At 58.4% G+C, this 22,367-nt stretch carries 20 protein-coding genes; 7 read left to right on the top strand and 13 right to left on the bottom strand.

Annotated elements, in window-relative coordinates; translation table 11 throughout:
- Positions 1 to 741 precede the first annotated feature (741 nt).
- The 3 genes from cysN to H8F21_RS22735 form a co-directional block, all read right to left on the bottom strand.
- Positions 742 to 2,643 (bottom strand): sulfate adenylyltransferase subunit CysN, encoded by a 1,902-nt coding sequence (cysN, locus tag H8F21_RS22745; protein WP_203479494.1) that lies wholly within the window; start codon positions 2,641 to 2,643, stop codon positions 742 to 744.
- Positions 2,644 to 2,849: 206 nt separating this feature from the next.
- Positions 2,850 to 3,767: a sulfate adenylyltransferase subunit CysD gene (gene cysD, locus H8F21_RS22740; RefSeq protein WP_136474660.1), complete on the bottom strand. Its 918-nt coding sequence runs from the start codon at positions 3,765 to 3,767 to the stop codon at positions 2,850 to 2,852.
- Positions 3,768 to 3,903: 136 nt separating this feature from the next.
- A complete protein-coding gene (locus H8F21_RS22735) occupies positions 3,904 to 4,662 on the bottom strand; it encodes a Nif3-like dinuclear metal center hexameric protein (RefSeq protein ID WP_203479493.1) in 759 nt (252 codons plus the stop codon).
- Between the two features lie 237 nt (positions 4,663 to 4,899).
- Between H8F21_RS22735 and algW the strand changes: the two genes are divergently transcribed.
- Positions 4,900 to 6,057: a Do family serine endopeptidase AlgW gene (algW, locus tag H8F21_RS22730; protein WP_203479492.1), complete on the top strand. Its 1,158-nt coding sequence runs from the start codon at positions 4,900 to 4,902 to the stop codon at positions 6,055 to 6,057.
- A gap of 70 nt (positions 6,058 to 6,127) precedes the next feature.
- Here the strand turns inward: algW and H8F21_RS22725 are convergent, their stop codons facing one another.
- The 4 genes from H8F21_RS22725 to H8F21_RS22710 form a co-directional block, all read right to left on the bottom strand.
- Positions 6,128 to 6,892 (bottom strand): amino acid ABC transporter ATP-binding protein, encoded by a 765-nt coding sequence (locus H8F21_RS22725; protein WP_136474657.1) that lies wholly within the window; start codon positions 6,890 to 6,892, stop codon positions 6,128 to 6,130.
- A 10-nt stretch (positions 6,893 to 6,902) separates the two neighbouring features.
- Positions 6,903 to 8,000, bottom strand: a complete 1,098-nt coding sequence (locus H8F21_RS22720) for an amino acid ABC transporter permease (RefSeq protein WP_203479491.1) — start codon at positions 7,998 to 8,000, stop codon at positions 6,903 to 6,905.
- Positions 8,001 to 8,010: 10 nt separating this feature from the next.
- Positions 8,011 to 9,189: an amino acid ABC transporter permease gene (locus tag H8F21_RS22715; RefSeq protein ID WP_203585387.1), complete on the bottom strand. Its 1,179-nt coding sequence runs from the start codon at positions 9,187 to 9,189 to the stop codon at positions 8,011 to 8,013.
- Between the two features lie 67 nt (positions 9,190 to 9,256).
- Entirely contained in the window at positions 9,257 to 10,285 is a 1,029-nt protein-coding gene (locus H8F21_RS22710) for an amino acid ABC transporter substrate-binding protein (protein WP_203479489.1), read from the bottom strand.
- A gap of 336 nt (positions 10,286 to 10,621) precedes the next feature.
- Between H8F21_RS22710 and H8F21_RS22705 the strand changes: the two genes are divergently transcribed.
- The 5 genes from H8F21_RS22705 (at position 10,622) to H8F21_RS22685 (ending at position 15,740) form a co-directional block, all read left to right on the top strand.
- Positions 10,622 to 11,278 (top strand): alpha/beta hydrolase, encoded by a 657-nt coding sequence (locus H8F21_RS22705; protein ID WP_203585386.1) that lies wholly within the window; start codon positions 10,622 to 10,624, stop codon positions 11,276 to 11,278.
- A 102-nt stretch (positions 11,279 to 11,380) separates the two neighbouring features.
- Positions 11,381 to 12,808, top strand: coding sequence for an ATP-dependent RNA helicase RhlB (gene rhlB / locus H8F21_RS22700; RefSeq protein ID WP_203479487.1), 1,428 nt, complete (start codon positions 11,381 to 11,383; stop codon positions 12,806 to 12,808).
- A gap of 139 nt (positions 12,809 to 12,947) precedes the next feature.
- On the top strand, positions 12,948 to 13,898 hold the full coding sequence (locus tag H8F21_RS22695) for an ornithine cyclodeaminase family protein (protein ID WP_203479486.1): 951 nt from the start codon (positions 12,948 to 12,950) through the stop codon (positions 13,896 to 13,898).
- Between the two features lie 10 nt (positions 13,899 to 13,908).
- Positions 13,909 to 15,039, top strand: a complete 1,131-nt coding sequence (locus tag H8F21_RS22690) for an NAD(P)/FAD-dependent oxidoreductase (RefSeq protein WP_203585385.1) — start codon at positions 13,909 to 13,911, stop codon at positions 15,037 to 15,039.
- Between the two features lie 74 nt (positions 15,040 to 15,113).
- A complete protein-coding gene (locus tag H8F21_RS22685) occupies positions 15,114 to 15,740 on the top strand; it encodes a helix-turn-helix transcriptional regulator (RefSeq protein ID WP_203585384.1) in 627 nt (208 codons plus the stop codon).
- Between the two features lie 26 nt (positions 15,741 to 15,766).
- Here H8F21_RS22685 and H8F21_RS22680 read toward each other — a convergent pair whose 3' ends face one another.
- The 6 genes from H8F21_RS22680 to H8F21_RS22655 form a co-directional block, all read right to left on the bottom strand.
- A complete protein-coding gene (locus H8F21_RS22680) occupies positions 15,767 to 16,543 on the bottom strand; it encodes an ABC transporter substrate-binding protein (RefSeq protein WP_203479483.1) in 777 nt (258 codons plus the stop codon).
- 210 nt (positions 16,544 to 16,753) lie between these two features.
- The gene (gene moaE, locus H8F21_RS22675) at positions 16,754 to 17,200 is read right to left on the bottom strand and encodes a molybdopterin synthase catalytic subunit MoaE (RefSeq protein WP_203479482.1); all 447 of its coding nucleotides are present in this window, start codon (positions 17,198 to 17,200) and stop codon (positions 16,754 to 16,756) included.
- Between the two features lies 1 nt (position 17,201).
- Positions 17,202 to 17,447, bottom strand: coding sequence for a MoaD/ThiS family protein (locus H8F21_RS22670; protein WP_203479481.1), 246 nt, complete (start codon positions 17,445 to 17,447; stop codon positions 17,202 to 17,204).
- Positions 17,444 to 17,920: a cyclic pyranopterin monophosphate synthase MoaC gene (gene moaC / locus H8F21_RS22665; RefSeq protein WP_136474645.1), complete on the bottom strand. Its 477-nt coding sequence runs from the start codon at positions 17,918 to 17,920 to the stop codon at positions 17,444 to 17,446. Before moaC ends, H8F21_RS22670 begins: the two co-directional genes overlap by 4 nt.
- 99 nt (positions 17,921 to 18,019) lie before the next feature.
- Positions 18,020 to 19,414: a PhoH family protein gene (locus tag H8F21_RS22660; RefSeq protein ID WP_203479480.1), complete on the bottom strand. Its 1,395-nt coding sequence runs from the start codon at positions 19,412 to 19,414 to the stop codon at positions 18,020 to 18,022.
- Positions 19,415 to 19,755: 341 nt separating this feature from the next.
- Positions 19,756 to 20,883 (bottom strand): polysaccharide deacetylase family protein, encoded by a 1,128-nt coding sequence (locus H8F21_RS22655; protein ID WP_203479479.1) that lies wholly within the window; start codon positions 20,881 to 20,883, stop codon positions 19,756 to 19,758.
- Between the two features lie 134 nt (positions 20,884 to 21,017).
- Between H8F21_RS22655 and yaaA the strand changes: the two genes are divergently transcribed.
- The gene (gene yaaA, locus H8F21_RS22650; RefSeq protein WP_203479478.1) at positions 21,018 to 21,797 is read left to right on the top strand and encodes a peroxide stress protein YaaA; all 780 of its coding nucleotides are present in this window, start codon (positions 21,018 to 21,020) and stop codon (positions 21,795 to 21,797) included.
- Positions 21,798 to 22,367 lie beyond the last annotated feature (570 nt).

Here is a 22,367-nt window from a genome sequence, read left to right as displayed (position 1 = left end):
TTCGTAGCGTCTGCCGTTGAAATAGCATCACCATGATGGTGACGCGCTCCTCGGTACTCAGGTGACTGTATTGGGTAGACATGACAACACCTTACATCAGGTGTTGCACTTGCTCCTTGAGGCCGCCAAGCCCTTCCTGGCCCAGCGAACCGCGCCGGTGCGTTGATCATAAATGACTAGATCCCCATCATCAGAAATTACCAAGCAGTTGTTGTACCAAAATGTCTTATCGGTCGTGTGTGTACTTTCAGCTATCCATAACCTTCCTCTAACAGGGTCATAGAGAAAGCCAGAATTACTCACGACAAAATGTGATATTTCACGCACTTTCTTTTTCTTTATTGTGAGACTAAATGACTGATTTCCATCTGCAACCCAAATCGACCTCCATCTTGCTCCACTACTAAATTACCATCTGCTTTCAATTGAAGCTTAAACCTACCATTTTCAGACAGAAACTGACCGAACACCAGTGTGTGATTTGGCGGTAAAAGCATCGACCCTGAATTTCGAAATGGAACATATTGAACAGACATAGGGAACCTCATCACTTAACGTTGAGGTACCAAATTACAACCTGCCTCGCTACACACTACGATATATATGTAATTTTCTAGCAACACAGGCGAGGAAGCAGATTCCATGTTTGCCACTCTCCCTGAAGTCAAAAGAGCGTTGGATTACCCTTGCCCATATAACAAAAAACCCCACCGAAGTGGGGTTTTTGTTCGTACGCAGTACTTAGATGGCGCCCCGCGTGCGCAGCAACTCCAACACCTGCTTGACGCCCTCTTCCAGACTGACGTTCTGGGTATCGACCACCAGGTCGGCATCCAGCGGCACGTCATACGGGAAGCTTTCGCCCGGGATGTTATCGCCGCCCGCGGCATACAAGCCTTGCGGGTCACGCTCGCGGCAGGCCATCGGTGAGGCCTGGACGTAAACGGTAAGCAAGCGCTCCTTGCCGATCAACGCCTTGGCCTGTTCACGGCCTTCGGCATCCGGGGCAACAAACGCTGCCAGGGTGAGCAAGCCCGCTTCGTTGAACTGACGCGCCACGTGAGCGGCACGCCGCCAGTTCTCGGTACGCCCGGCACGGTCCTGTGGCAGACCTTTGTTCAGGTCGTGGCGCAGGTTCTGGCCATCGAGTACATACACGGCACGGCCCATGTCGAACAGCTTGCGCTCCACGGCATATGCCAGGGTGCTCTTGCCTGCGCCCGACAGGCCGCTGAACAGTACGGTGGCAGGTTGCTGGCCGAAACGCAGGGCGCGCTCGGCGGTATCGACGTGTGCCAGTTTGCCGTGCTGGCCAACAGTGCCGTGTGGCACCACCGGCGGCGCGATGATCATGCCGGCACCTACGGTACCGTTGGTCAGGCGGTCGATAACGATAAAGGCGCCAGTGGTGCGGTTGCTGTCGTAGCCATCGAGCGCGATTGGCGCGTCGAGGCTGACCTTGACCTTGCCGATTTCGTTCAACTGCAGGGCGCTGGCCGCGCCCTGCTCCAGGGTGTTTACATCCACCTTGTGGGAAATGCTGGCAATCGAGCCCGGCACGTAGCTGGTGGCGCGCTTGATGTCGTATTTCTTGCCCGGCAGCATCGGCTCTTCAGCCATCCATACCAGCATCGCCTCGAACTGGTCGGTCACCGACGGGACGTTATCGGCATGCACCAACAGGTCGCCACGGGAAATGTCGATTTCATCTTCCATGGTCAGGGTAACCGCCTGGCCAGGACCGGCGTTCTCCAGTTCACCTTCGAAGGTGACAATGGATTTGACCCGACTGCTCTTGCCCGATGGCAGCACAACGATTTCGTCACCCTTGTGCACCACACCACTGGCCAAGGTGCCAGCAAAGCCGCGGAAGTTCAGGTTCGGACGGTTGACGTACTGCACTGGGAAACGCAGATCGGTGAAGTTGCGGTCGGCCGCCACTTCCACGGTTTCGAGGATTTCCATCAACGCAGGGCCGGTGTACCACGGCGAACGCTCGCTGCGGTTGACCACGTTGTCACCCTTGAGCGCCGACATCGGCACGAAGTGCAGGCTGCTCGGGGCCATGTTGATCGCTTCGGCGAACTTCAGGTAGTCGGCCTTGATGCTCTCGAACACATCTTGGTCGAAGCCCTTGAGGTCCATCTTGTTCACCGCCACGACGATGTGCTTGATGCCCAACAGCGAAGCGATGTAGCTGTGACGACGGGTCTGGGTCTGCACGCCGTAGCGGGCATCGACCAGAATGATCGCCAGGTCGCAGGTGGATGCACCGGTTGCCATGTTGCGGGTGTACTGCTCGTGGCCCGGCGTATCGGCGATGATGAACTTGCGTTTGGCGGTAGAGAAATAGCGGTAGGCAACATCGATGGTGATGCCCTGCTCACGCTCAGCCTGCAGACCGTCCACCAGCAACGCCAGGTCGATATCGTCACCGGTGGTGCCGACTTTCTTCGAATCGCGAGTAATGGCTTCCAGATGGTCTTCATAGATCATCTTCGAGTCGTGCAGCAGGCGCCCGATCAGGGTGCTCTTGCCGTCATCGACGTTGCCGCAGGTCAGGAAGCGCAGCAGTTCTTTACGTTCGTGCTGGGCCAGGTAAGCGAGGATGTCCTCGCTGATCAATTCGGATTGGTGGCTCATTGCGTTCAAGCTCCGAGTCGTAAGCTTCAAGCGGCAAGCTTGTCGGCATACAACTAGTCAGAAATTTTGTTGATCAACCCGCTTGGCGTTCTTCAGCAATACTTGACGGTATTAAAAGCGCGGATGGGGATGATCTTTGAAACCAAGATCACCCGCCCTCTTCAAGCATCTGTAGATCGCAACCGTCAACGCCTTGCTTTTCTGCCTTAAAAGTAACCTTGACGTTTTTTATCTTCCATCGAGCCTGCACCATCGTGGTCGATGACTCGGCCCTGGCGCTCGGAAGTGCGCGTCAGGAGCATTTCCTGAATGATGTCGGTCAGGCTCTCGGCCTCGGACTCGACAGCGCCCGTCAACGGGTAGCAACCAAGGGTGCGGAAACGCACTTTCTTTTTGACGATGCGAGCTTTTTCTTCATCCGAGAGGTGCTCGAGGATGCGCTCGTCGTCGATCATGATCAGGGTACCGTTCTTCTCGATCACTTCACGCTCAGCGGCAAAGTACAGCGGCACGATCGGGATGCCTTCGAGGTAGATGTATTGCCAGATGTCCAGTTCGGTCCAGTTCGACAGCGGGAACACGCGAATCGATTCGCCCTTGTTCACTTTGCCGTTGTAGACGTTCCACAACTCCGGACGCTGGTTCTTCGGGTCCCAGCGGTGCTTGCTGTCACGGAACGAGTAGACACGTTCCTTGGCCCGGGACTTTTCTTCGTCGCGGCGCGCGCCACCGAAAGCGGCATCGAAACCGTACTTGTCGAGTGCCTGCTTGAGGCCCTCGGTCTTCATGATATCGGTGTGCTTGGCACTGCCGTGGGTGAACGGGTTGATGCCCTGGGCAATGCCGTCCGGGTTCACGTGAGTGATCAGCTCCAGGCCCATTTCCTCGACCATCTTGTCGCGGAAGCTGTACATCTCCTGGAATTTCCACTGGGTGTCGACGTGCATCACCGGGAACGGCAACTTGCCCGGGAAGAAGGCTTTGCGCGCCAGATGCAGCATCACGGCCGAATCCTTGCCGATCGAGTACAGCATCACCGGGTTATCGAACTCAGCGGCCACCTCACGAATGATGTGGATGCTTTCCGCCTCCAACTGTTTCAAATGCGTCAGTTTGTCGACCATAACTACTCACGGGAAAACGATCTTATGGACGGCCAGCGGGCCGTGTTCGAGCGGGTCACTCTATCACAGCGCTCGATTATATTTAGACGCCCAACTAGATCGAAACAGTATAAGAATATACCCTGCCGTTTTAGCCTCAGATCGGGTTCGGACAGTCGATGAACAGGTGCTCCAGCGCAAAGCGCCGAGCCAGGTAATCACCCAGTGCCTGCACGCCGTAACGCTCGGTAGCATGGTGCCCGGCAGCGATGAAGCTGATGCCGTTTTCCCGCGCACTGTGGAACGTCTGCTCCGACGCCTCACCACTGAGATACAGATCGACCCCTGCGGCAACCGCCTGGTCGATGTAGCCCTGCCCACCCCCCGTGCACCAGCCCACCCGGCGAATGATGTGCTCGCCCTCGATCACCAACGGCTCGCGGCCCATGACGTCCTGGATCTTGCGGGCAAAGTCGCGCGCCGACATCGGTTCGGCCAACGAGCCGACCAGACCGACCACTCGCGGGTTTTCCGGATCCAGCGGACCTTCGACGGTGATATCGAGCTGGCGCGCCAACTGCACGTTGTTGCCAACCTCGGGGTGCAGGTCCAGGGGCAGGTGATACGACAACAGACTCAGGTCGTTTTTGAGCAGGGTTTTCAAGCGGCGCTGCTTCATGCCGGTGATGCACGGGTTCTCGCCCTTCCAGAAATAACCGTGATGCACCAACACCAGGTCGGCATCGGCTTCGACCGCGGCATCCAGCAAAGCCTGGCTTGCGGTGACACCGCTGACGATGCGGGTGACCTGCGGACGCCCTTCGACCTGCAGGCCATTGGGGCAGTAATCCTGGATTTTTGCACTGCCAAGGTAGCGTTCGGCTTCTTCAACCAGGGTGCTCAGGGCAACAGCCATGAAAAGACTCCTCAATTCAGCAGTTCAGTGCGGCGCAAGGCCCCGTATAATGACCGCCATTATGGGCCGACACCGGGTTTGGGGAAACCAACGGTGGTTGCCTGGGGGCCATAGGCGATATTCATCGCACATAACATTGATTTAACTGTTTGTGCACATCGTGTGCCGCAGTATCATCGCGCGCTTTCGCTCCCATGCAGTTACAGCGGCCCTCTGCCCTCTCCCAGGATTCGTTAAATGTTCAAGGCTTTGCGTTATTTTGGCTGGCCACTGCTGGTCGGTGTGCTGATCGCCCTGCTGATCATCCAGCGCTTTCCGCAATGGGTCGGCCTTCCCAGCCAGGACGTCAACCTGCAGCAGGCGCCACAAACCACGCGCATCATGCAAGGCCCGGTGTCGTACGCTGATGCCGTGAGCATCGCAGCGCCTGCGGTGGCCAACCTCTACACCACCAAAGTGGTCAACAAGACGGCCCACCCGCTGTTCGAAGACCCGCAGTTCCGCCGCTTCTTCGGCGACAACCTGCCCAAGCAACGGCGCTGGGAATCAAGCCTGGGCTCGGCGGTCATCATGAGTCCGGAAGGCTACCTGCTGACCAACAACCATGTAACCTCCGGCGCCGATCAAATCGTGGTGGCGCTCAAGGACGGCCGCGAAACCCTGGCGCGGGTCATCGGTAGCGACCCGGAAACCGATCTCGCCGTGCTCAAGATCGACTTGAAGAACCTGCCATCGATCACCATCGGCCGCTCCGACAACATTCATATCGGTGACGTCGCCCTGGCCATCGGCAACCCTTTCGGCGTGGGGCAGACAGTAACCATGGGCATCATCAGTGCCACTGGTCGTAACCAGTTGGGCCTGAACAACTACGAAGACTTCATTCAGACCGACGCGGCGATCAACCCAGGCAACTCCGGCGGCGCACTGGTCGATGCCAATGGCAACCTGACCGGTATCAACACCGCGATCTTCTCCAAGTCCGGTGGCTCACAAGGCATCGGTTTTGCCATCCCGACCAAACTGGCGCTGGAGGTGATGAAGTCGATCATCGAGCACGGCCAGGTAATCCGCGGCTGGCTGGGTATCGAAGTGCAACCACTGAGCCAGGAGCTGGCTGAGTCGTTCGGCATGCAAGGGCGGCCAGGCATTGTGGTCGCAGGGATCTTCCGCGACGGCCCGGCGCAAAAGGCCGGCTTGCAGTTGGGTGATGTGATTCTGAGCATCAACGGCGAACCGGCCGGTGATGGTCGCCGCTCGATGAATCAGGTGGCGCGGATCAAACCCAATGACAGGGTCGCGATCCAGGTGATGCGCAACGGCAAGGAGTTGAAACTCAACGCCGAGATCGGCCTGCGTCCACCGCCTGCACCGGCGGCCAAAGAAGAACAGTAACCCTGCGCCAGGAGCGGGCTTGCCCCACGATGCGATGCAACTGACAGCTCGCATCGCGGGGCAGGTTCGGTTAGTGCAGGATCTGGCTGAGGAACAGCTTGGTCCGCTCGTTCTGCGGCCGGTCGAAGAAGTCGTCCGGCGCCGCTTGCTCCACAATCTCGCCCTTGTCCATGAAGATCACCCGGTTCGCCACGGTCCGGGCAAAGCCCATTTCATGGGTCACACAAAGCATGGTCATGCCGTCTTCAGCCAGCCCAACCATGGTATCGAGCACTTCCTTGACCATCTCCGGATCGAGCGCCGAGGTCGGTTCGTCGAACAGCATGATCTTTGGCTTCATGCACAGCGCACGAGCAATCGCCACGCGCTGCTGCTGACCACCGGACAGTTGCCCCGGAAACTTGTTGGCCTGCTCCGGAATCCGTACCCGCTCCAGATAGTGCATGGCAATTTCCTCGGCCTTGCGCTTGGGCAGCTTGCGCACCCACATCGGCGCCAACGTGCAGTTCTGCAGGATGGTCAGGTGCGGAAACAGGTTGAAATGCTGGAACACCATGCCGACTTCACGGCGAATCGCTTCGATCTGCTTGAGGTCGTTGGTCAGCTCAACACCATCGACCACGATGCGCCCCTGCTGATGTTCTTCCAGGCGATTGAGGCAGCGGATGGTGGTGGACTTGCCCGAACCCGACGGTCCGCACAGAACGATACGCTCGCCCTGACGCACATTCAGGTTGATGTCCTTGAGCACGTGGAATTGGCCGTACCACTTGTTCACGCCCTGCATCTGAATAATGCCTTCAGGGCTCACAGGCTGTTTGATCGCTTCACTCATGGGAATACTCCTAACGCTTGTGGCCTGTGTCCAGCTTGCGCTCCAGATGCATGGAGTAGCGGGACATACCGAAACAGAAAATCCAGAAAACCAGGGCGGCGAATACATAGCCCTCGGTCGCCATGCCCAGCCAGGCGGGGTCGGCAGCAGCCTGTTTGACGCTGTTGAGCAGGTCGAACAGGCCAATGATGATCACCAGGCTGGTGTCTTTGAACAGGGCAATGAAAGTGTTGACGATGCCGGGAATCACCAGCTTGAGCGCTTGCGGCAAAATCACCAGGCCCATCGCTCGCCAGTAGCCCAGGCCCATCGCCGCAGCCGCTTCGTACTGACCTTTGGGAATGGCCTGCAAGCCGCCGCGTACCACTTCAGCGATGTACGCCGACTGGAACAAGATGACCCCGATCATCGCCCGCAGCAGCTTGTCGAAGCTCATGCCTTCAGGCAGGAACAACGGCAACATGACCGAAGACATGAACAACACGGTGATCAATGGCACGCCGCGCCAGAACTCGATGAAGGTCACACACACCACCTTCACTGCCGGCATTTTCGAGCGCCGACCCAGGGCCAGCAAAATGCCCAGTGGCAAGGCGCCGACAATGCCGACGGTGGCGATCACCAAGGTCAGCATCAAGCCGCCCCATTGGCTGGTCGGCACCGTGGTCAGGCCCAGGTAGCCACCATGTAACAAGGTGTAGGCAACGATTGGATACAGCACCAGGAAGCCAATGCCGTACATCGCCTTGCGTGGAAAGCGCGCGATGAACAACGGTGCAGCGCCGATGACCGCCAGCCATACGGTCAGGTCAACTCGCCAGCGCAATTCGCTCGGGTAGTAACCGTACATGAACTGGCCAAAACGCTGCTGGATGAACACCCAACAGGCGCCTTCCTTGGTGCAGTCGGCCCGAGTAGTACCCACCCAGTTGGCATCGAAAATCGACCATTGCAACATCGGCGGCACGATCAGCCACACCAGGTAAAAGGCAAACAGCGTAAGCAAGGTATTGAGCCAACTGGAAAACAGGTTGGCGCGCATCCAGGCCAGTACGCCGACGGTTTTCACCGGTGGCGGCATATCAGGTTTGAAAACATGGGAAGTCATGCGCGTATCCTCACCGCTCGATCAGCGCAATGCGCTTGTTGTACCAGTTCATCAGCAGGGAAATGCTGATGCTGATAGCCAGATAGACGCTCATGGTGATCGCGATCACCTCGATGGCCTGGCCGGTCTGGTTGAGCACAGTGCCCGCGAACAACGACACCATTTCCGGGTAGCCGATGCCTGCTGCCAGCGAAGAATTCTTCGCCAGGTTGAGGTACTGGCTGGTCAGCGGAGGAATGATGACTCGCAACGCCTGGGGAATGATCACCTTGCGCAGCGTCGGTCCTTCACGAAGCCCCAGGGAACGGGCGGCTTCGGTCTGGCCGAAGCTGACCGAGCGAATACCCGATCGAACGATCTCGGCAATGAATGCTGCGGTGTAGATGGTCAACGCCAGGGTCAGGGCCAGCAGTTCGGGTATCAGTACCCAACCGCCAACAAAGTTGAAGCCCTTGAGCTGCGGCATCTCCCAGTGCACCGGGCTGCCAGCCAGCAGAACGCTGAGCGCAGGAATACCCAAGAGCAGGAACAAACCCACCCAGAACTTGTGAAACGGCTCGCCGCTGGCTTCAAAGCGCCGGTTGGCCAGGCGCACCATTACCACAATGGCAACGACGGCCAGCACCAGGCTGACAACGAATGGCCAGAATCCTTCGGCCATGGAAGCACCCGGCATGTTCAAGCCCCGGTTGCTGATGAAGAACGCGTCATTGAAATTGATGCTTCCCCGCGGTCCCGGCAGGGTCAGGAATACTGCGAAGTACCAGAATAGAATCTGCAGAAGCGGTGGGATGTTACGGAAAGTTTCGACATACACCGTGGCCAGCTTGTTGATCATCCAGTTCGGTGACAACCGGGCCACACCGATGATGAACCCCAACAGGGTCGCCAGGACAATACCGATAAAGGTCACCAGCAGCGTATTGAGCAGGCCAATGACAAATACCCGGGCGTAGCTGTCCTGCTCGGTGTAGGGGATCAGGTGCTGCGCGATACCGAAGCCGGCACTGCGCTCAAGAAAGTCGAAGCCCGAGGTAATGCCCCGGTGCTGCAAATTAGTCTGGGTGTTGTGGAACAGATACCAGCCCAGCCCCACCACAAAAGCGATGGTAAGGATCTGGAAAAGCCACGCACGCACACGTGGATCGCTCAGGGACAAGCCCTTGGGTGCGCCGATTTGATTTTGCATGTAATGCCCCGAAAGAAAGGGAACCGAACAACCTGCGGCAGCCGTTGACTGCCGCAGGCTGCCGCTATCAGCGCACCGGTGGAGCGTACTGAATGCCGCCGTTGTTCCACAGGGCGTTCAGACCGCGATCGATTTGCAGTGGGGTTTCCTTGCCCAGGTTCTTCTCGAAAATTTCACCGTAGTTACCGACCTGCTTGACGATCTGCACGACCCAATCCTTCGGCAGTTTCAGGTCTTTGCCGTACTCGCCATCAGCGCCGAGCATACGGGCCACATCGGGGTTCTTGGTCGACTTGGCTTCGGCTTCGACGTTCTTGGAGTTGATGCCCATTTCCTCGGCATTGAGCATGGCGAACAGCGTCCATTTGACGATGCTGAACCACTCTTCATCGCCTTTACGTACTACAGGGCCGAGCGGCTCCTTGGAGATAGTTTCCGGCAGCACCACGTAGTCGGCAGGCGATGCCAACTTGGAGCGCTGTGCATAGAGCTGCGATTTGTCCGAGGTCAGTACGTCGCAGCGACCGGATTCCAGCGACTTCGCGCTTTCATCGGAGGTATCGAAGGTGATCGGGGTGTACTTCAGGCCGTTGGCGCGGAAGTAGTCAGAGACGTTGAGCTCAGTGGTGGTACCGGCCTGGATGCAGATGGTTGCACCGTCGAGTTCCTTGGCGCTGGATACGCCAAGCTTCTTGTTGACCAGAAAACCAATGCCGTCGTAGTAGGTGACACCGGCGAACACCAGGCCCATGCCAGCATCGCGAGAGCTGGTCCAGGTGGTGTTACGCGAGAGCACATCAACTTCACCCGACTGCAGCGCAGTGAAGCGCTCCTTGGCGTTGAGCTGGCTGAACTTGACCTTTTTAGCGTCGCCGAACACGGCTGCAGCAACCGCGCGGCAGACGTCTGCGTCGATGCCGACAATATTGCCCTTGGCATCAGGTACCGAAAAACCCGGCAAACCATCGCTCACGCCACACTGAACGAAGCCCTTTTTCTGTACTGCGTCCAGGGTTGCACCCGCCTGTGCGAAACCACTGATACCCAGCACGGTAGCAGTGGTAACCACTGCCAGGGTGGATTTCAACATCTTCATTCAAACCTCCAGTTTTGCTCTTGTTGTGTTGAGCCGGTATTGCACCGCACCCTTATGAGGCGCATCCGACCCTTGTTGGCTTGTTATTGGGTCAATTGGCGCAATGCGCTGTTCTGTGACAGCCTTGGGGACCGCTAACGGGTGTTACCGTCCAAAACGTGTAACCTCGCATCAGGAACTTCATAGCAAAGCGCGTACCACACTGAGCAGCTAAAGCGATTCAGTAATCGTCAAGGGGAAAACTTTCACCGTTGCGACAGGTTTTTTCCAGATTCACTCAACGCGCCTTCATTTCACGCACGCAAACAAGAGCGCACGCACTACTTCGGAGCAGTTATGACCCACCCGCTGATTCTCGAGCCCCAAAAAAACGCAGACGCTTGTGTGATCTGGTTGCACGGCCTGGGCGCCGATCGTTACGACTTCATGCCTGTGGCCGAAGCCCTGCAGGAAGTCCTGCTGACCACGCGTTTCGTGATGCCCCAGGCGCCTACCCGACCGGTGACCATCAACGGTGGTTATGAAATGCCCAGTTGGTACGACATCAAGGCCATGACCCCGGCACGCGCGATCGATGAAGACCAGCTGGAGGCATCGACCGTACAGGTAATCGAGTTGATCAAGGCCGAGCAGGCCAAGGGTATCGACCTGGCGCGCATCATCCTTGCCGGCTTCTCCCAAGGGGGTGCGGTGGTGCTGCACACTGCTTATATAAAGTGGCAAGAAGCGTTGGGCGGCGTGATGGCCCTCTCGACCTATGCCCCCACCTTCACCCAGGACCGCCAACTGAGCGCTTGCCAGCAACGCACCCCGGCCCTGTGCCTACACGGTGTCTACGACCCGGTAGTACAGCCGGCAATGGGCCGTAGCGCTTATGAGCACCTCAAGCAGTGGGGCATTAGCGTCAGCTGGAAGGAATACCCCATGGAACATGCCGTGCTGCCCGAGGAAATCAACGATATCGGCGCCTGGCTGATCGAACGCCTGCGGTAAATGCGCACTTCCCTGTAGTTGTCGGTGCAATCCGCTACGCCGCGCCCGATTCTTGCATTACACTGGCCGGCGTACATTCCTTAACCAATTGATGAGATGACCGTGCTCAAAGCACTCAAGAAGATGTTCGGCAAGAGCGAGGTTGAGCAACTCGCCACCGAAACCGCTGCCCCCGTGACGCAGCCACTTGCAGCACCCGAGGCCCCTGCCCCGGCCGCCCCGCTCAAGACCGAGGCCGCCAAACCGGCGCGCGCCGAAAAACCGGCCGAGCCCAAGCCGCGCCGTGAGCGCAAGCCAAAACCTGCAGCCTCCACCTGGAAGCTGGAAGATTTCGTTGTCGAGCCGCAAGAAGGCAAGACCCGTTTCCATGACTTCAAGCTCTCACCCGAGCTGATGCATGCGATCCAAGACCTGGGTTTTCCCTACTGCACGCCAATCCAGGCGCAAGTGCTGGGCTTTACCCTGCGTGGCAAAGACGCTATCGGCCGAGCCCAGACCGGCACCGGCAAGACTGCGGCCTTCCTGATATCGATCATCTCCCAGTTGCAGCAGACGCCACCGCCCAAAGAGCGCTACATGGGCGAGCCGCGGGCACTGATCATCGCCCCAACCCGCGAACTGGTGGTGCAGATCGCCAAGGACGCCGCGGCGCTGACCAAATACACCGGCCTGAACGTGATGACCTTCGTCGGCGGCATGGACTTCGACAAGCAGCTCAAAGCCCTCGAAGCACGCCACTGCGACATCTTGGTTGCCACGCCTGGCCGTCTGCTGGACTTCAACCAGCGCGGTGAAGCCCACCTGGACATGGTCGAGGTGCTGGTACTGGATGAAGCCGACCGTATGCTCGACATGGGTTTCATCCCTCAGGTACGGCAGATCATCCGCCAGACCCCACCCAAGAGCGAACGCCAGACGTTGCTGTTCTCCGCCACCTTCACTGAAGACGTGATGAACCTGGCCAAGCAGTGGACCACTGATCCCGCCATTGTCGAGATCGAGCCGGAAAACGTTGCCAGCGAAACCGTCGAGCAGCACGTCTATGCCGTTGCCGGCAGCGACAAGTACAAGCTGCTGTACAACCTGGTAACCGAGAACAAGTGGGAACGGGTAATGGTCTTTGCCAACCGCAAGGACGAAGTACGCCGCATCGAAGAGCGCCTGGTGCGCGATGGCGTCAACGCCGCCCAGTTGTCGGGTGATGTACCCCAGCACAAGCGCATCAAAACCCTGGAAAACTTCCGCGAAGGGCGCATTACCGTGCTGGTCGCCACCGACGTGGCCGGTCGTGGCATCCACATCGATGGCATCAGCCATGTGATCAACTTCACCCTGCCGGAAGACCCGGACGACTACGTACACCGTATCGGTCGTACCGGCCGTGCAGGCACCAGTGGCGTGTCGATCAGCTTCGCAGGCGAGGATGACTCGTATCAATTGCCAGCGATCGAAGCGTTGCTGGGCCGCAAGATCAAATGCGAAATGCCGCCGACCGAATTGCTCAAATCGGTACCGCGCAAGCATCACTGATCGTTTCGACATTGAATCGCGGGGCTAGCCGCTCCTACTGGGTAGGAGCGGCTAGCCCCGCGCTGCTTTCAAGCGATCAAATGTTGATCAAATGTACAAAGAGTCCATAATAGACAAAACAGTTTATATGGAGTCTCGTATGTCCGCGCCTCTCGTCATCGATCAACCGCTCGCCCGCCAACTACTTGCGCAAGTGGATGTGCCACAGATTCTGCGCAACCTGTTCCGCGACCTCGCCGCCGGGCAAGCCGTACAGCCGCCGCAACAATTGGTCGAGTTCCCTGGCGGCCAGGGCGACTTCATCAACTATGGCGGTGTACTTGCCAATGAGCGGGTATACGGGGTCAAGACTTCACCCTACATCGTGCGCGAACAAGGCTCGCTGGTTACCGCCTGGACCCTGCTGATGTCCATGGACAGTGGCCAGCCGCTGCTGCTGTGCGACGCTGGCGAACTGACCACTGCGCGCACTGCGGCAACCACAGCTGTGGCCGTTGATGCTCTGGCCACCGCCAGCGCCCGGCGCCTGACCCTGATCGGCAGCGGCCCGATAGCCCGCGCCCATCTGCGCTATGTTCGCGCCTTGCGTGAATGGCAGGACATCCGCCTGTACTCACCCAGCCTGGCAAAACAAAGCGCCGAGCAGCGCCAATCGCTGCTCGATCTCGATCCACGCCTGTGCCTTTGCGACAGCCTCGAGCAGGCCGTGGACGATGCCGACGTGATCATGCTGTGCACCTCCTCGGCAACCGCGGTTCTGGATCCGGCAACCTTGAACAAACCGGCGCTGATCACCTCGATCAGCACCAATGCGCTACGTGCCCATGAAGTACCACCGGCCAGCCTGGTCGGCATGGATGTGTACTGCGACTATCGGCTGACCACACCCGGCAGCGCGGGTGAAATGCGCATTGCCGCGGAGCAACATGGCTGGCAACCCGAGGCGATTGTCGGCGATCTGCCACAGCTGCTGAGCAACCAGGCCGCCGCCCCCGACTATCAGCGCCATGCCTTCTTCCGCTCCATTGGCCTGGGCCTTGAAGACATTGCCGTGGCCAACGCCCTGTACCGCCTGCAGCGCGCCGTCTGAGGAGACTGTCATGCAACACGCTGATTTCATCATCATTGGGGCCGGTATCGCGGGTGCGTCCACCGGTTTCTGGCTGTCCAGCCACGGCCGCGTGCTACTGCTTGAGCGCGAGTCGCAGCCTGGGTATCACTCGACCGGCCGCTCGGCAGCGCTCTACACCGCTGCCTATGGCACCCCGCAAGTACGCGCCCTGACCCTGGCCAGCCGGGCGTTTTTCGACCAGCCACCGCCAGGCTTCGCCGAGCATCCGCTCCTGAGTCCACGCGGCGAGATGACCGTCGATCTGACCGGCGACCCCGAAGAACTGCAGCGCCAGTACCTGAGTGCCAAAGCCTGCGTGCCGGACGTTGAACTGCTCGACGCCGACCAGGCCTGCGCGCGCGTGCCGGTGCTGCGCCGTGACAAGGTTCATGGCGCCCTGTACGACCCCAGCGCCAGCGACATCGATACCGACGCCCTGCACCAGGGTTACCTGCGGGGTATTCGCCGCCAGCAAGGTGAAATACACAGTGATTGTGAAGTCCAGCAACTGAGTCGCGACAGTGATGGCCTTTGGCAGGTGAAAACCAGTCGTGGCACCTTCAGCGCACCGGTACTGATCAACGCCGCTGGTGCCTGGGCCGACCACATCGGCGTCCTGGCCGGCGCACAACCGCTTGGCCTGCAACCCAAGCGTCGTGCCGCATTCATATTTGCCGGCCCTGAAGGCATCGACAGCCACGCCTGGCCTATGCTCGTCAGCCTCGACGAGTCGTTCTACATGAAACCCGATGCCGGCATGCTGCTCGGCTCGCCAGCTAATGCCGACCCGGTTGATCCCCACGATGTTCAGGCCGAAGAACTCGACATTGCCATGGGCATCTACCAGATCGAGGAAGCCACGACCCTGAGCATTCGCCGTCCCACCCGCACCTGGGCCGGTCTGCGCAGTTTCGTTGCCGATGGCGACCTGGTGGCCGGCTTCGATCCGCAGGTACCCGGTTTGTTCTGGGTGGCGGCACAAGGCGGCTATGGTATCCAGACGTCTCCGGCGATGGGCCAGGCCAGTGCCGCCCTGGTGCGTGGCGAAGACCTGCCACAAGCCCTGACGGACTTTAACCTCAGCGCGCAGATGCTGTCCCCGCGCCGCCTGCAGGGATGACGCGCCGCCGCGATTGCGGCACACTCGCAGCGCCCTTGCCCCAAGGGCGCTGACACCGCTTGGAGCCTGCCTGAATGTCGACACCTCGCCGCGACCCTGTCCTGGACAACTACCGGGCCATTGCCGATGCCATCGCCACCCTGTTTTTCCCCCATGCCGAGGTGGTGCTGCACGATTTGCGCAGCCAGAAAATCGACTACATCGCCAACAACCTGTCCAAGCGCGAAGTGGGAGATGACGCGGCACTCGAAGACATGCTCGAAACAGGCACCGATGAAACCAATATCGGTCCCTACGAGAAGCTCAACTGGGACGGACAGAAAATCCGCTCGCTGAGCACGGTGCTGCGCGATGAAGCGGGGCGACCACTGGCGGTGCTGTGCATCAACCTGAACATTTCCCTGTTCGAAAATGCCAAGGCTGCACTCGACCTGTTCCTTTCGCCGAGCAAGCTGATTGCTCAGCCCGATGCGCTGTTTCGCGATGACTGGCAGGAACGTATCAATACCTTTCTCAACACCTGGCTACGCCAGCGCCAACTGAGCCTCAACCTGCTGACCCGCGATCACAAGCGCGAGCTGGTCCTGGCCTTGCACGCCGAAGGCGCATTCAAGGGCAAGAGTGCAGCCAACTACGTGGCCAATGTGCTGGGGATGGGGCGCGCGACGGTGTACAAACACCTGAAGGAAATCAAGGCCTGAAAAGCTCCAGGCCTTGATGCCGGCGATCAGTCGCCGTAGATATCCGACTTGAAGTACTTGGACTGGATCTTCTGGTATTCACCATTGGCGCGAATCGCGTCGATGGCACTGTTGAGCTGAGTGACCAGCTCGCCATTACCCTTGCGCACCGCGATCCCGGCACCCTCGCCAACATACTTCGGATCCTTGAGCTCCGGCCCCACGAAGGCATAGGCGGCGCCACGTGGCATCGACAGGAAGTCGTCAAGCGGAATGGTGTCGGCGAAAATCGCATCTACGCGGCCCGATGCCAGGTCCATGTAGATCTCTTCGTTGTTGCTGTAGCGCTTGATGATAATGCCCTTGGGCTCAAGCACCTCGGTGGCGTAACGGTCAGTGGTGGTGGCGCGCTGCACGCCAACAGTCTTGCCCTTGAGGCTGGCGTACTGATCATCCACTTCAGCACCCTTCTTCATGATTAGGCGCGAAGAGGTGAAATAGTACTTGTGGGTAAAGTCCACCGACTTCTTGCGCTCGTCGGTAATGGTCATCGACGACAAGGCCGCGTCAATTTTCTTCACTTTCAACGATGGGATCAGACCATCGAACTCTACCTCGTTCCACACGCACTTGACCTGCATCTGCGCGCACAAGGCATTGCCGATGTCGTAGTCGAAACCGACAATTTCACCCTTGTCGTTCTTTGACGCGAAGGGAGGGTACGCAGCCTCGATACCGATGCGCAGAGTTTTCTCGGCAGCGAACAGGCTACTGCTGGCCAACAGGCTCAGGGCCAGACCGCTGATCAGGGTGAGTTTTTTCATGAGGGTCTCTCTCGCTCGTTATTGGAGGTGTGTTGCAAGACAGAGGGAAAGGAATCAGGCATGCACAAGCCTGGAATTATTTTGTACTTATAATTCCATACTGGACTTTATTGTATTAAAACTCAACAGGCAAAAGCATCGCCAGACAAGCCCACTCCCACCCACGCTCACACTGCCTGGGGTAGTGGGCTTGGCCCGCGAAAATCGTGACTACCAGCGCCCTGCCGCTTCTTCGTCGCTCTGCTTGCCCTCGACCCAGCGCGGGCCGTCACCGGTCTGTTCTTTTTTCCAGAACGGTGCGCGGGTCTTGAGGTAATCCATGATGAAGTTGCAGGCATCGAACGCTGCCTGGCGATGGGCACTGGCGATGCCGACAAAGACTATCGGCTCACCCGGTTCAAGCGCGCCGATACGGTGCAGCACCTCGACCTTGAGCAACGGCCAGCGTTGCTCGGCTTCTACAACGATCTTGGCCAAGGCTTTTTCGGTCATGCCCGGATAGTGCTCGAGGAACATGCCGGCCACATCCTGACCATCGTTGAAGTCACGCACATAACCGACAAAGCCGACCACCGCACCGACGCCCACGTTGGCCGCGTGCATGGCATTGACTTCGGCACCCGGATCAAACGCCTGGTTCTGTACTCGAACGCTCATTTCAGCCTCCGGTCACGGGCGGAAAGAACGCCACGACATCACCCTCGGCCACCGGCTCGTCGAGTTTGCACAAGTCTTCGTTGCGCGCGCACATCAGGTTCTGCTCGGCAAGCACGGCATAGTTGCCGCCCTTGGCAACCAAGGCCTTGCGCACGTCGTCCAACGTTGCAAACGTACCTTCGAGCGTTTCGCCGTCGGCTTCCAGAACTTCGCGGTAACGGGCGAAATACATCACATTGATGTTCATTGCACGTCGTCCGCCTGATAGTGGCCGCTCTTGCCGCCAAGCTTCTCCAGCACCCGCACGCCATCGATGATCATGCCGCGATCAACCGCTTTGCACATGTCATAGATCGTCAGTGCGGCGACGCTGGCAGCCGTCAGCGCTTCCATCTCAACGCCAGTCTGGCCGGCCAGCTTGCAGCGGGCGACGATATAGACCGTATCTGTGCCTTCGGCGCTGAGTTCGACCTTGACGCTGGTGAGCAGCAACGGGTGGCACAGCGGGATCAGGTCGCTGGTTTTCTTCGCGGCCTGGATACCGGCAATTCGTGCCACGGCGAAGACATCACCCTTGGGGTGCTCGCCTTCGACGATCATCTGCAGGGTTTGCGGGAGCATGCGCACCCGCGCTTCAGCCACAGCCTCACGCGAGGTCACGGCTTTTTCAGTGACGTCGACCATATTGGCGCGACCTTGGGAATCGAGATGAGTCAGCACAGCCTTCCTCCTGTTCAGGAGTAAAGAGTGTAAACCCATGGCTGTGGATATCGCAGCGAAAAAAAACCGGGCGGCATGACCGCCCGGTAGTTGCAAGGGTTACAGGTGCGCTTCGGCGTATTCGGCCAGGATCGAACGCGGCACACCCTGCAGGGTGATGTGCACGCCATTGGGGAAGTCCTTGAATCGCTCGGTCAGGTAAGTAAGGCCCGAGCTGGTCGCGGACAGGTAAGGGGTGTCGATCTGCGCCAGGTTACCCAGGCAGATCACCTTGGAGCCGGCACCGGCACGGGTGATGATGGTTTTCATCTGGTGCGGCGTGAGGTTCTGGCATTCGTCGATCAGAATCAGGCTCTGCTGGAAACTGCGACCGCGAATGTAGTTCAGGGATTTGAACTGCAGCGGTACCCGCTCAAGAATGTAGTCGACACTGCCATGGGTGTTTTCATCATCCATGTGCAGTGCTTCAAGGTTGTCGGTAATTGCCCCAAGCCAAGGCTCCATTTTTTCCGCTTCGGTGCCCGGCAGGAAGCCGATCTCCTGGTCAAGCCCCTGCACGCTACGGGTAGCGATGATGCGCCGGTAGCGCTTGCTGACCATGGTTTGCTCGATGGCAGCGGCCAGCGCCAGAATGGTTTTACCCGAACCCGCGGCGCCGGTCAGGTTGACCAGGTGGATATCCGGATCAAGCAGCGCAAACAGTGCCAGGCTCTGATGGATATCCCGCGGCTTGAGGCCCCAGGCTTCCTGGTGCAGCAGTGGTTCCTGGTGCAGGTCGAGCAGGAGCAGCTCGTCTTCCTTGATGCCTTTGATCCAGCCGACAAAGCCCTGCTCGTCGATGATGAACTCGTTGATGTGCACCGCAGGCAGGTTGTCGACCATCTGTACCCGGTGCCAGGTGCGACCGCGCTCCTGGCGGGTCTCGACCTTGCTGACGCGGTCCCAGAATGATCCGGTGACGCTGTGGTAGCCCTTGGAGAGCAGGGATACGTCGTCAACCAGTTGGTCGGTACTGTAGTCCTCGGCCGCGATCCCACAGGCGCGAGCCTTGAGGCGCATGTTGATGTCTTTGGTTACCAGCACCACGTCCAGGTCTTTGCGGCGACTACGCAGCTCAAGCAACTGGTTGATGATGATGTTGTCGTTGAGCGTTTCCGGCAGCAGCCGGTTAGGCTCGTTGCGCGGGCTCATCAGAATAGACAGCAAGCCCTTGGGGCCACTCTTGCCGCGCTGGATCGGTACTCCCTGTTCGACGTCAGCTGGCGAGGCATCGCCCAATGTCTGATCAATCAGGCGGATGGCCTGACGGCATTCGGCGGCGATGGTGTGCTTTCCGGTCTTGAGTTTGTCGAGCTCCTCCAGCACCGTCATCGGTATGGCGACGTGGTGCTCCTCGAAGTTGAGCAATGCGTTTGGATCGTGAATCAGTACATTGGTATCGAGCACATAAAGGATTGGCTGGTTGGAGGAATTGGTGCGTCCTTGATCATCCATACTCGGTCACCTTTGTGGAAGCCATACAACGCAATACCTGGACGGTGCTGCGCCGTGAAGTGGCCGCCGGTTCTCTCCTGGTCCGCGTCGTTACGGGTGGAGAGCTGCCCTCACATAAATGGTGCCCAATGACGCCACCTGTGATGCAGGGTTCGGCGGTCTGTCTTCTTGATACCGCAAAAACCATGACCGGAAAAAGCATTTTTACGTATTTTTGAATTTATTTTTTTTGATGACACTTAGCCCTTGGCGCGAGGTCAAAGCACCGCTAAAGTCATAAATCAGGTCGAGTAAAATTCGCCTCGCCGCCTTTTGCTGAATTGGGCACTTCTCGCCTGATATCAGCCTTTTCCCGCAAAATGCCGGCAATCTTCCCAACCAATTCCACTTTGTGCGGTGTGCTTGAGCAACCAGGTCAGCGCCTCCTGCGCCTTGGGTTGAGCATCGTGAAACTGGATCACTCCGCGTCGCCAGATCAACATCAGGGTCAGCACCCGCTGAGCCGATTGCTCGGCGTTGAGCGACGTCTGATCCTGCGCATCGATGTTCCAGAGCAGCACCTGCAAGCCTTGGTTGGCGAAGAATGCCTGACTGTCGGCACGCCGCTGGCCATAAGGCGGCCTGAACAGCGGCACATATTGATCGGGCAAGTCGGACTGGACGCGAGCCTGACTGCGCAACACCGAGTCCTGCCAACCCTGCCATTGACCGTGAGAGCGATACTGCCAGCCCTGAATTCCTACGCATTGACCTTTGTAGAGCGCGCGCACGTCGGCGAGCGAGGTTTTGTCACGGCGCGACTGCAGGCTGTTGCCCAGCACGAAAAAAGTTGCGCCGAGCTTCTGCCGGCGCAGGTAGTCGGTCAGCGAATCGGTGCCACCACCAACGGCGCTAGGGCCTGAATCGAAAGTCAGCATGAACAGTCTGTCGTTCAGCTCATCACCATTGCGCTCCAGGTGCGAAAAGCGCTCGATCTCGCTGGGGTGCTGCGGGAATAGCGCGGCTTTGCGCAACAGCTCATTCAGGTAGCGCTCATGGAATTGGCGGCTGGGTTCGGCCCAGCCGCCATAGAAGGAATCACCGGCCACTTCGAACTTTGCTGCCTGCTGGCGAAACTCAGTGAGAGTGTCGATGGCATAACAGAACGACGCATCCTGATCGCAGCTCTGCTGGGCCAGATTGAAATTGCGCCACAGCTGCGGCCACAGGCGTGAGCGTAGCTGATTGATCGACTGCAGATTGATCTGCCTGAGGCCCAGGCGTGCCGCAAGGCTTGGCTCGTCCAGGGCTTCACTGATTTCCAGAGCCTTGGCGAAGGCCAGAACCTCAGCCCGCGAGGCAACATCGAAAAGTGCCGGGTTATCGAGTTGTTCTGGCCAGTTCGCGCGGTCGAACGTGGTCGGCGCCACCGGCGCCGCTTGCGCCGTAACACTCAACAGTCCAGCCAGTAGTAGAAAAGCAATGCGCACAATCGGGCTCTCCGGTTTCCTCGCCGCGCACTATAGCGTCAAGCGTCGGGATGGTCTGTGGCTATCAACGCCATAGCTGGAGATCAGCGCCCCCGCCCCGTAGAATCGGCCCCACGAATTAAGGAGCCCGACCGATGCTGACGGTGATTTCCCCCGCCAAGACCCTCGACTACGACACCCCGCCTGTAACCCAGCGCTACACCCAGCCGCAATACCTGGACGACTCCCAGGAGCTGATCGTGCAGTTGCGCGAGCTGTCGCCAGCGCAGATCAGCGAGCTGATGCACCTGTCCGACAAACTTGCCGGCCTCAATGCCGCGCGTTTCGGTTGCTGGAACCCGGCGTTCACCCCAGAAAACGCCAAGCAGGCGCTGCTGGCCTTCAAAGGTGACGTATACACAGGGCTCGACGCCCAAAGCCTGAGCGAAGACGACTTCAGCTATGCCCAGGACCACCTGCGCATGCTCTCCGGGCTGTACGGCCTGCTGCGCCCGTTGGACCTGATGCAACCCTATCGCCTGGAAATGGGCACCAAGCTGGCCAACGCCCGCGGCAAGGACCTGTATGCCTTCTGGGGCACGCGCATCAGCGAATGGTTGAACCAGGCCCTGGCCGAACAAGGCGACGACCTGTTGCTCAACCTGGCCAGCAACGAGTACTTCAGCGCGGTCAAGCGCACGGCCCTCAAGGCGCGGATCATCAACACCGAGTTTCGCGACTTCAAGAACGGCCAGTACAAAATCATCAGCTTCTACGCCAAGAAAGCCCGAGGCATGATGAGCCGCTTCGTGATCCAGGAACGCATCAACGATCCACAGCTGCTCAAGCAGTTCGACGTGCAAGGCTACTACTACAGTGCCGAGCAATCGAAGCCGGATAACCTGGTGTTCCTGCGCGATCATCCGGGCGAGTAAAACCCGCTACAGGCATAGCAAGCTTTTGCACGCGCCCTCACAGCAATTGTGGGGGCGCACCCCCTCAGAAAAGCCATTAAATTGGCGCCGACAAATTGACGAGCATCCGCGATCGCCAATCCAGCTCATACCATTCGTAATTTTTTGACGTTTTGCGAAAATTATTTTTCAGTGCTGGCATAAAAACATCCCCACGCAACTTCATCCTTTATATATAGGGATGAAACTGCCGCGTGCCATCAATATGAAAGTACTGACACTTGAAGAATTATTTAAAAATCTTTCACCTCCGCTGAACCCCTCCCGGAACTTATACGTTCGCATACTGCTCATACCACCCGTAACGATTTTCCATCCTGTTGTGAGAAATGACCTACACCGCTGTTGGGGAAAACCCCAACAACTACCTTGAGTTTCAGTCAGGAGATCCGCGCCCGATAAATTCGTCCTAGTGGTTGATTTCAAAGGATTTATCCACTTGAAAGAGCAAGCACTGCAGTATCTGAACACAGAACTGCAATAAAGACGGCTGCATTAAAGGGCACGTCCACAACTATTGGCTATTGGCTA

Origin of the sequence: Pseudomonas arcuscaelestis (assembly GCF_016881005.1) — a bacterium.
Classification (GTDB): domain Bacteria; phylum Pseudomonadota; class Gammaproteobacteria; order Pseudomonadales; family Pseudomonadaceae; genus Aquipseudomonas; species Aquipseudomonas arcuscaelestis.
The sequence above is the reverse complement of the archived record's forward strand: the minus strand, read 5'-3'. Positions and strand labels throughout refer to the sequence as shown.

Coding starts and splice junctions, on each gene's coding strand:
- cysN (WP_203479494.1), bottom strand. CDS start 2,643: ATGAGCCACCAATCCGAATTGATCAGCGAGGACATCCTCGCTTACCTG.
- cysD (WP_136474660.1), bottom strand. CDS start 3,767: ATGGTCGACAAACTGACGCATTTGAAACAGTTGGAGGCGGAAAGCATC.
- H8F21_RS22735 (WP_203479493.1), bottom strand. CDS start 4,662: ATGGCTGTTGCCCTGAGCACCCTGGTTGAAGAAGCCGAACGCTACCTT.
- algW (WP_203479492.1), top strand. CDS start 4,900: ATGTTCAAGGCTTTGCGTTATTTTGGCTGGCCACTGCTGGTCGGTGTG.
- H8F21_RS22725 (WP_136474657.1), bottom strand. CDS start 6,892: ATGAGTGAAGCGATCAAACAGCCTGTGAGCCCTGAAGGCATTATTCAG.
- H8F21_RS22720 (WP_203479491.1), bottom strand. CDS start 8,000: ATGACTTCCCATGTTTTCAAACCTGATATGCCGCCACCGGTGAAAACC.
- H8F21_RS22715 (WP_203585387.1), bottom strand. CDS start 9,189: ATGCAAAATCAAATCGGCGCACCCAAGGGCTTGTCCCTGAGCGATCCA.
- H8F21_RS22710 (WP_203479489.1), bottom strand. CDS start 10,285: ATGAAGATGTTGAAATCCACCCTGGCAGTGGTTACCACTGCTACCGTG.
- H8F21_RS22705 (WP_203585386.1), top strand. CDS start 10,622: ATGACCCACCCGCTGATTCTCGAGCCCCAAAAAAACGCAGACGCTTGT.
- H8F21_RS22695 (WP_203479486.1), top strand. CDS start 12,948: ATGTCCGCGCCTCTCGTCATCGATCAACCGCTCGCCCGCCAACTACTT.
- H8F21_RS22690 (WP_203585385.1), top strand. CDS start 13,909: ATGCAACACGCTGATTTCATCATCATTGGGGCCGGTATCGCGGGTGCG.
- H8F21_RS22685 (WP_203585384.1), top strand. CDS start 15,114: ATGTCGACACCTCGCCGCGACCCTGTCCTGGACAACTACCGGGCCATT.
- H8F21_RS22680 (WP_203479483.1), bottom strand. CDS start 16,543: ATGAAAAAACTCACCCTGATCAGCGGTCTGGCCCTGAGCCTGTTGGCC.
- moaE (WP_203479482.1), bottom strand. CDS start 17,200: ATGAGCGTTCGAGTACAGAACCAGGCGTTTGATCCGGGTGCCGAAGTC.
- H8F21_RS22670 (WP_203479481.1), bottom strand. CDS start 17,447: ATGAACATCAATGTGATGTATTTCGCCCGTTACCGCGAAGTTCTGGAA.
- H8F21_RS22660 (WP_203479480.1), bottom strand. CDS start 19,414: ATGGATGATCAAGGACGCACCAATTCCTCCAACCAGCCAATCCTTTAT.
- yaaA (WP_203479478.1), top strand. CDS start 21,018: ATGCTGACGGTGATTTCCCCCGCCAAGACCCTCGACTACGACACCCCG.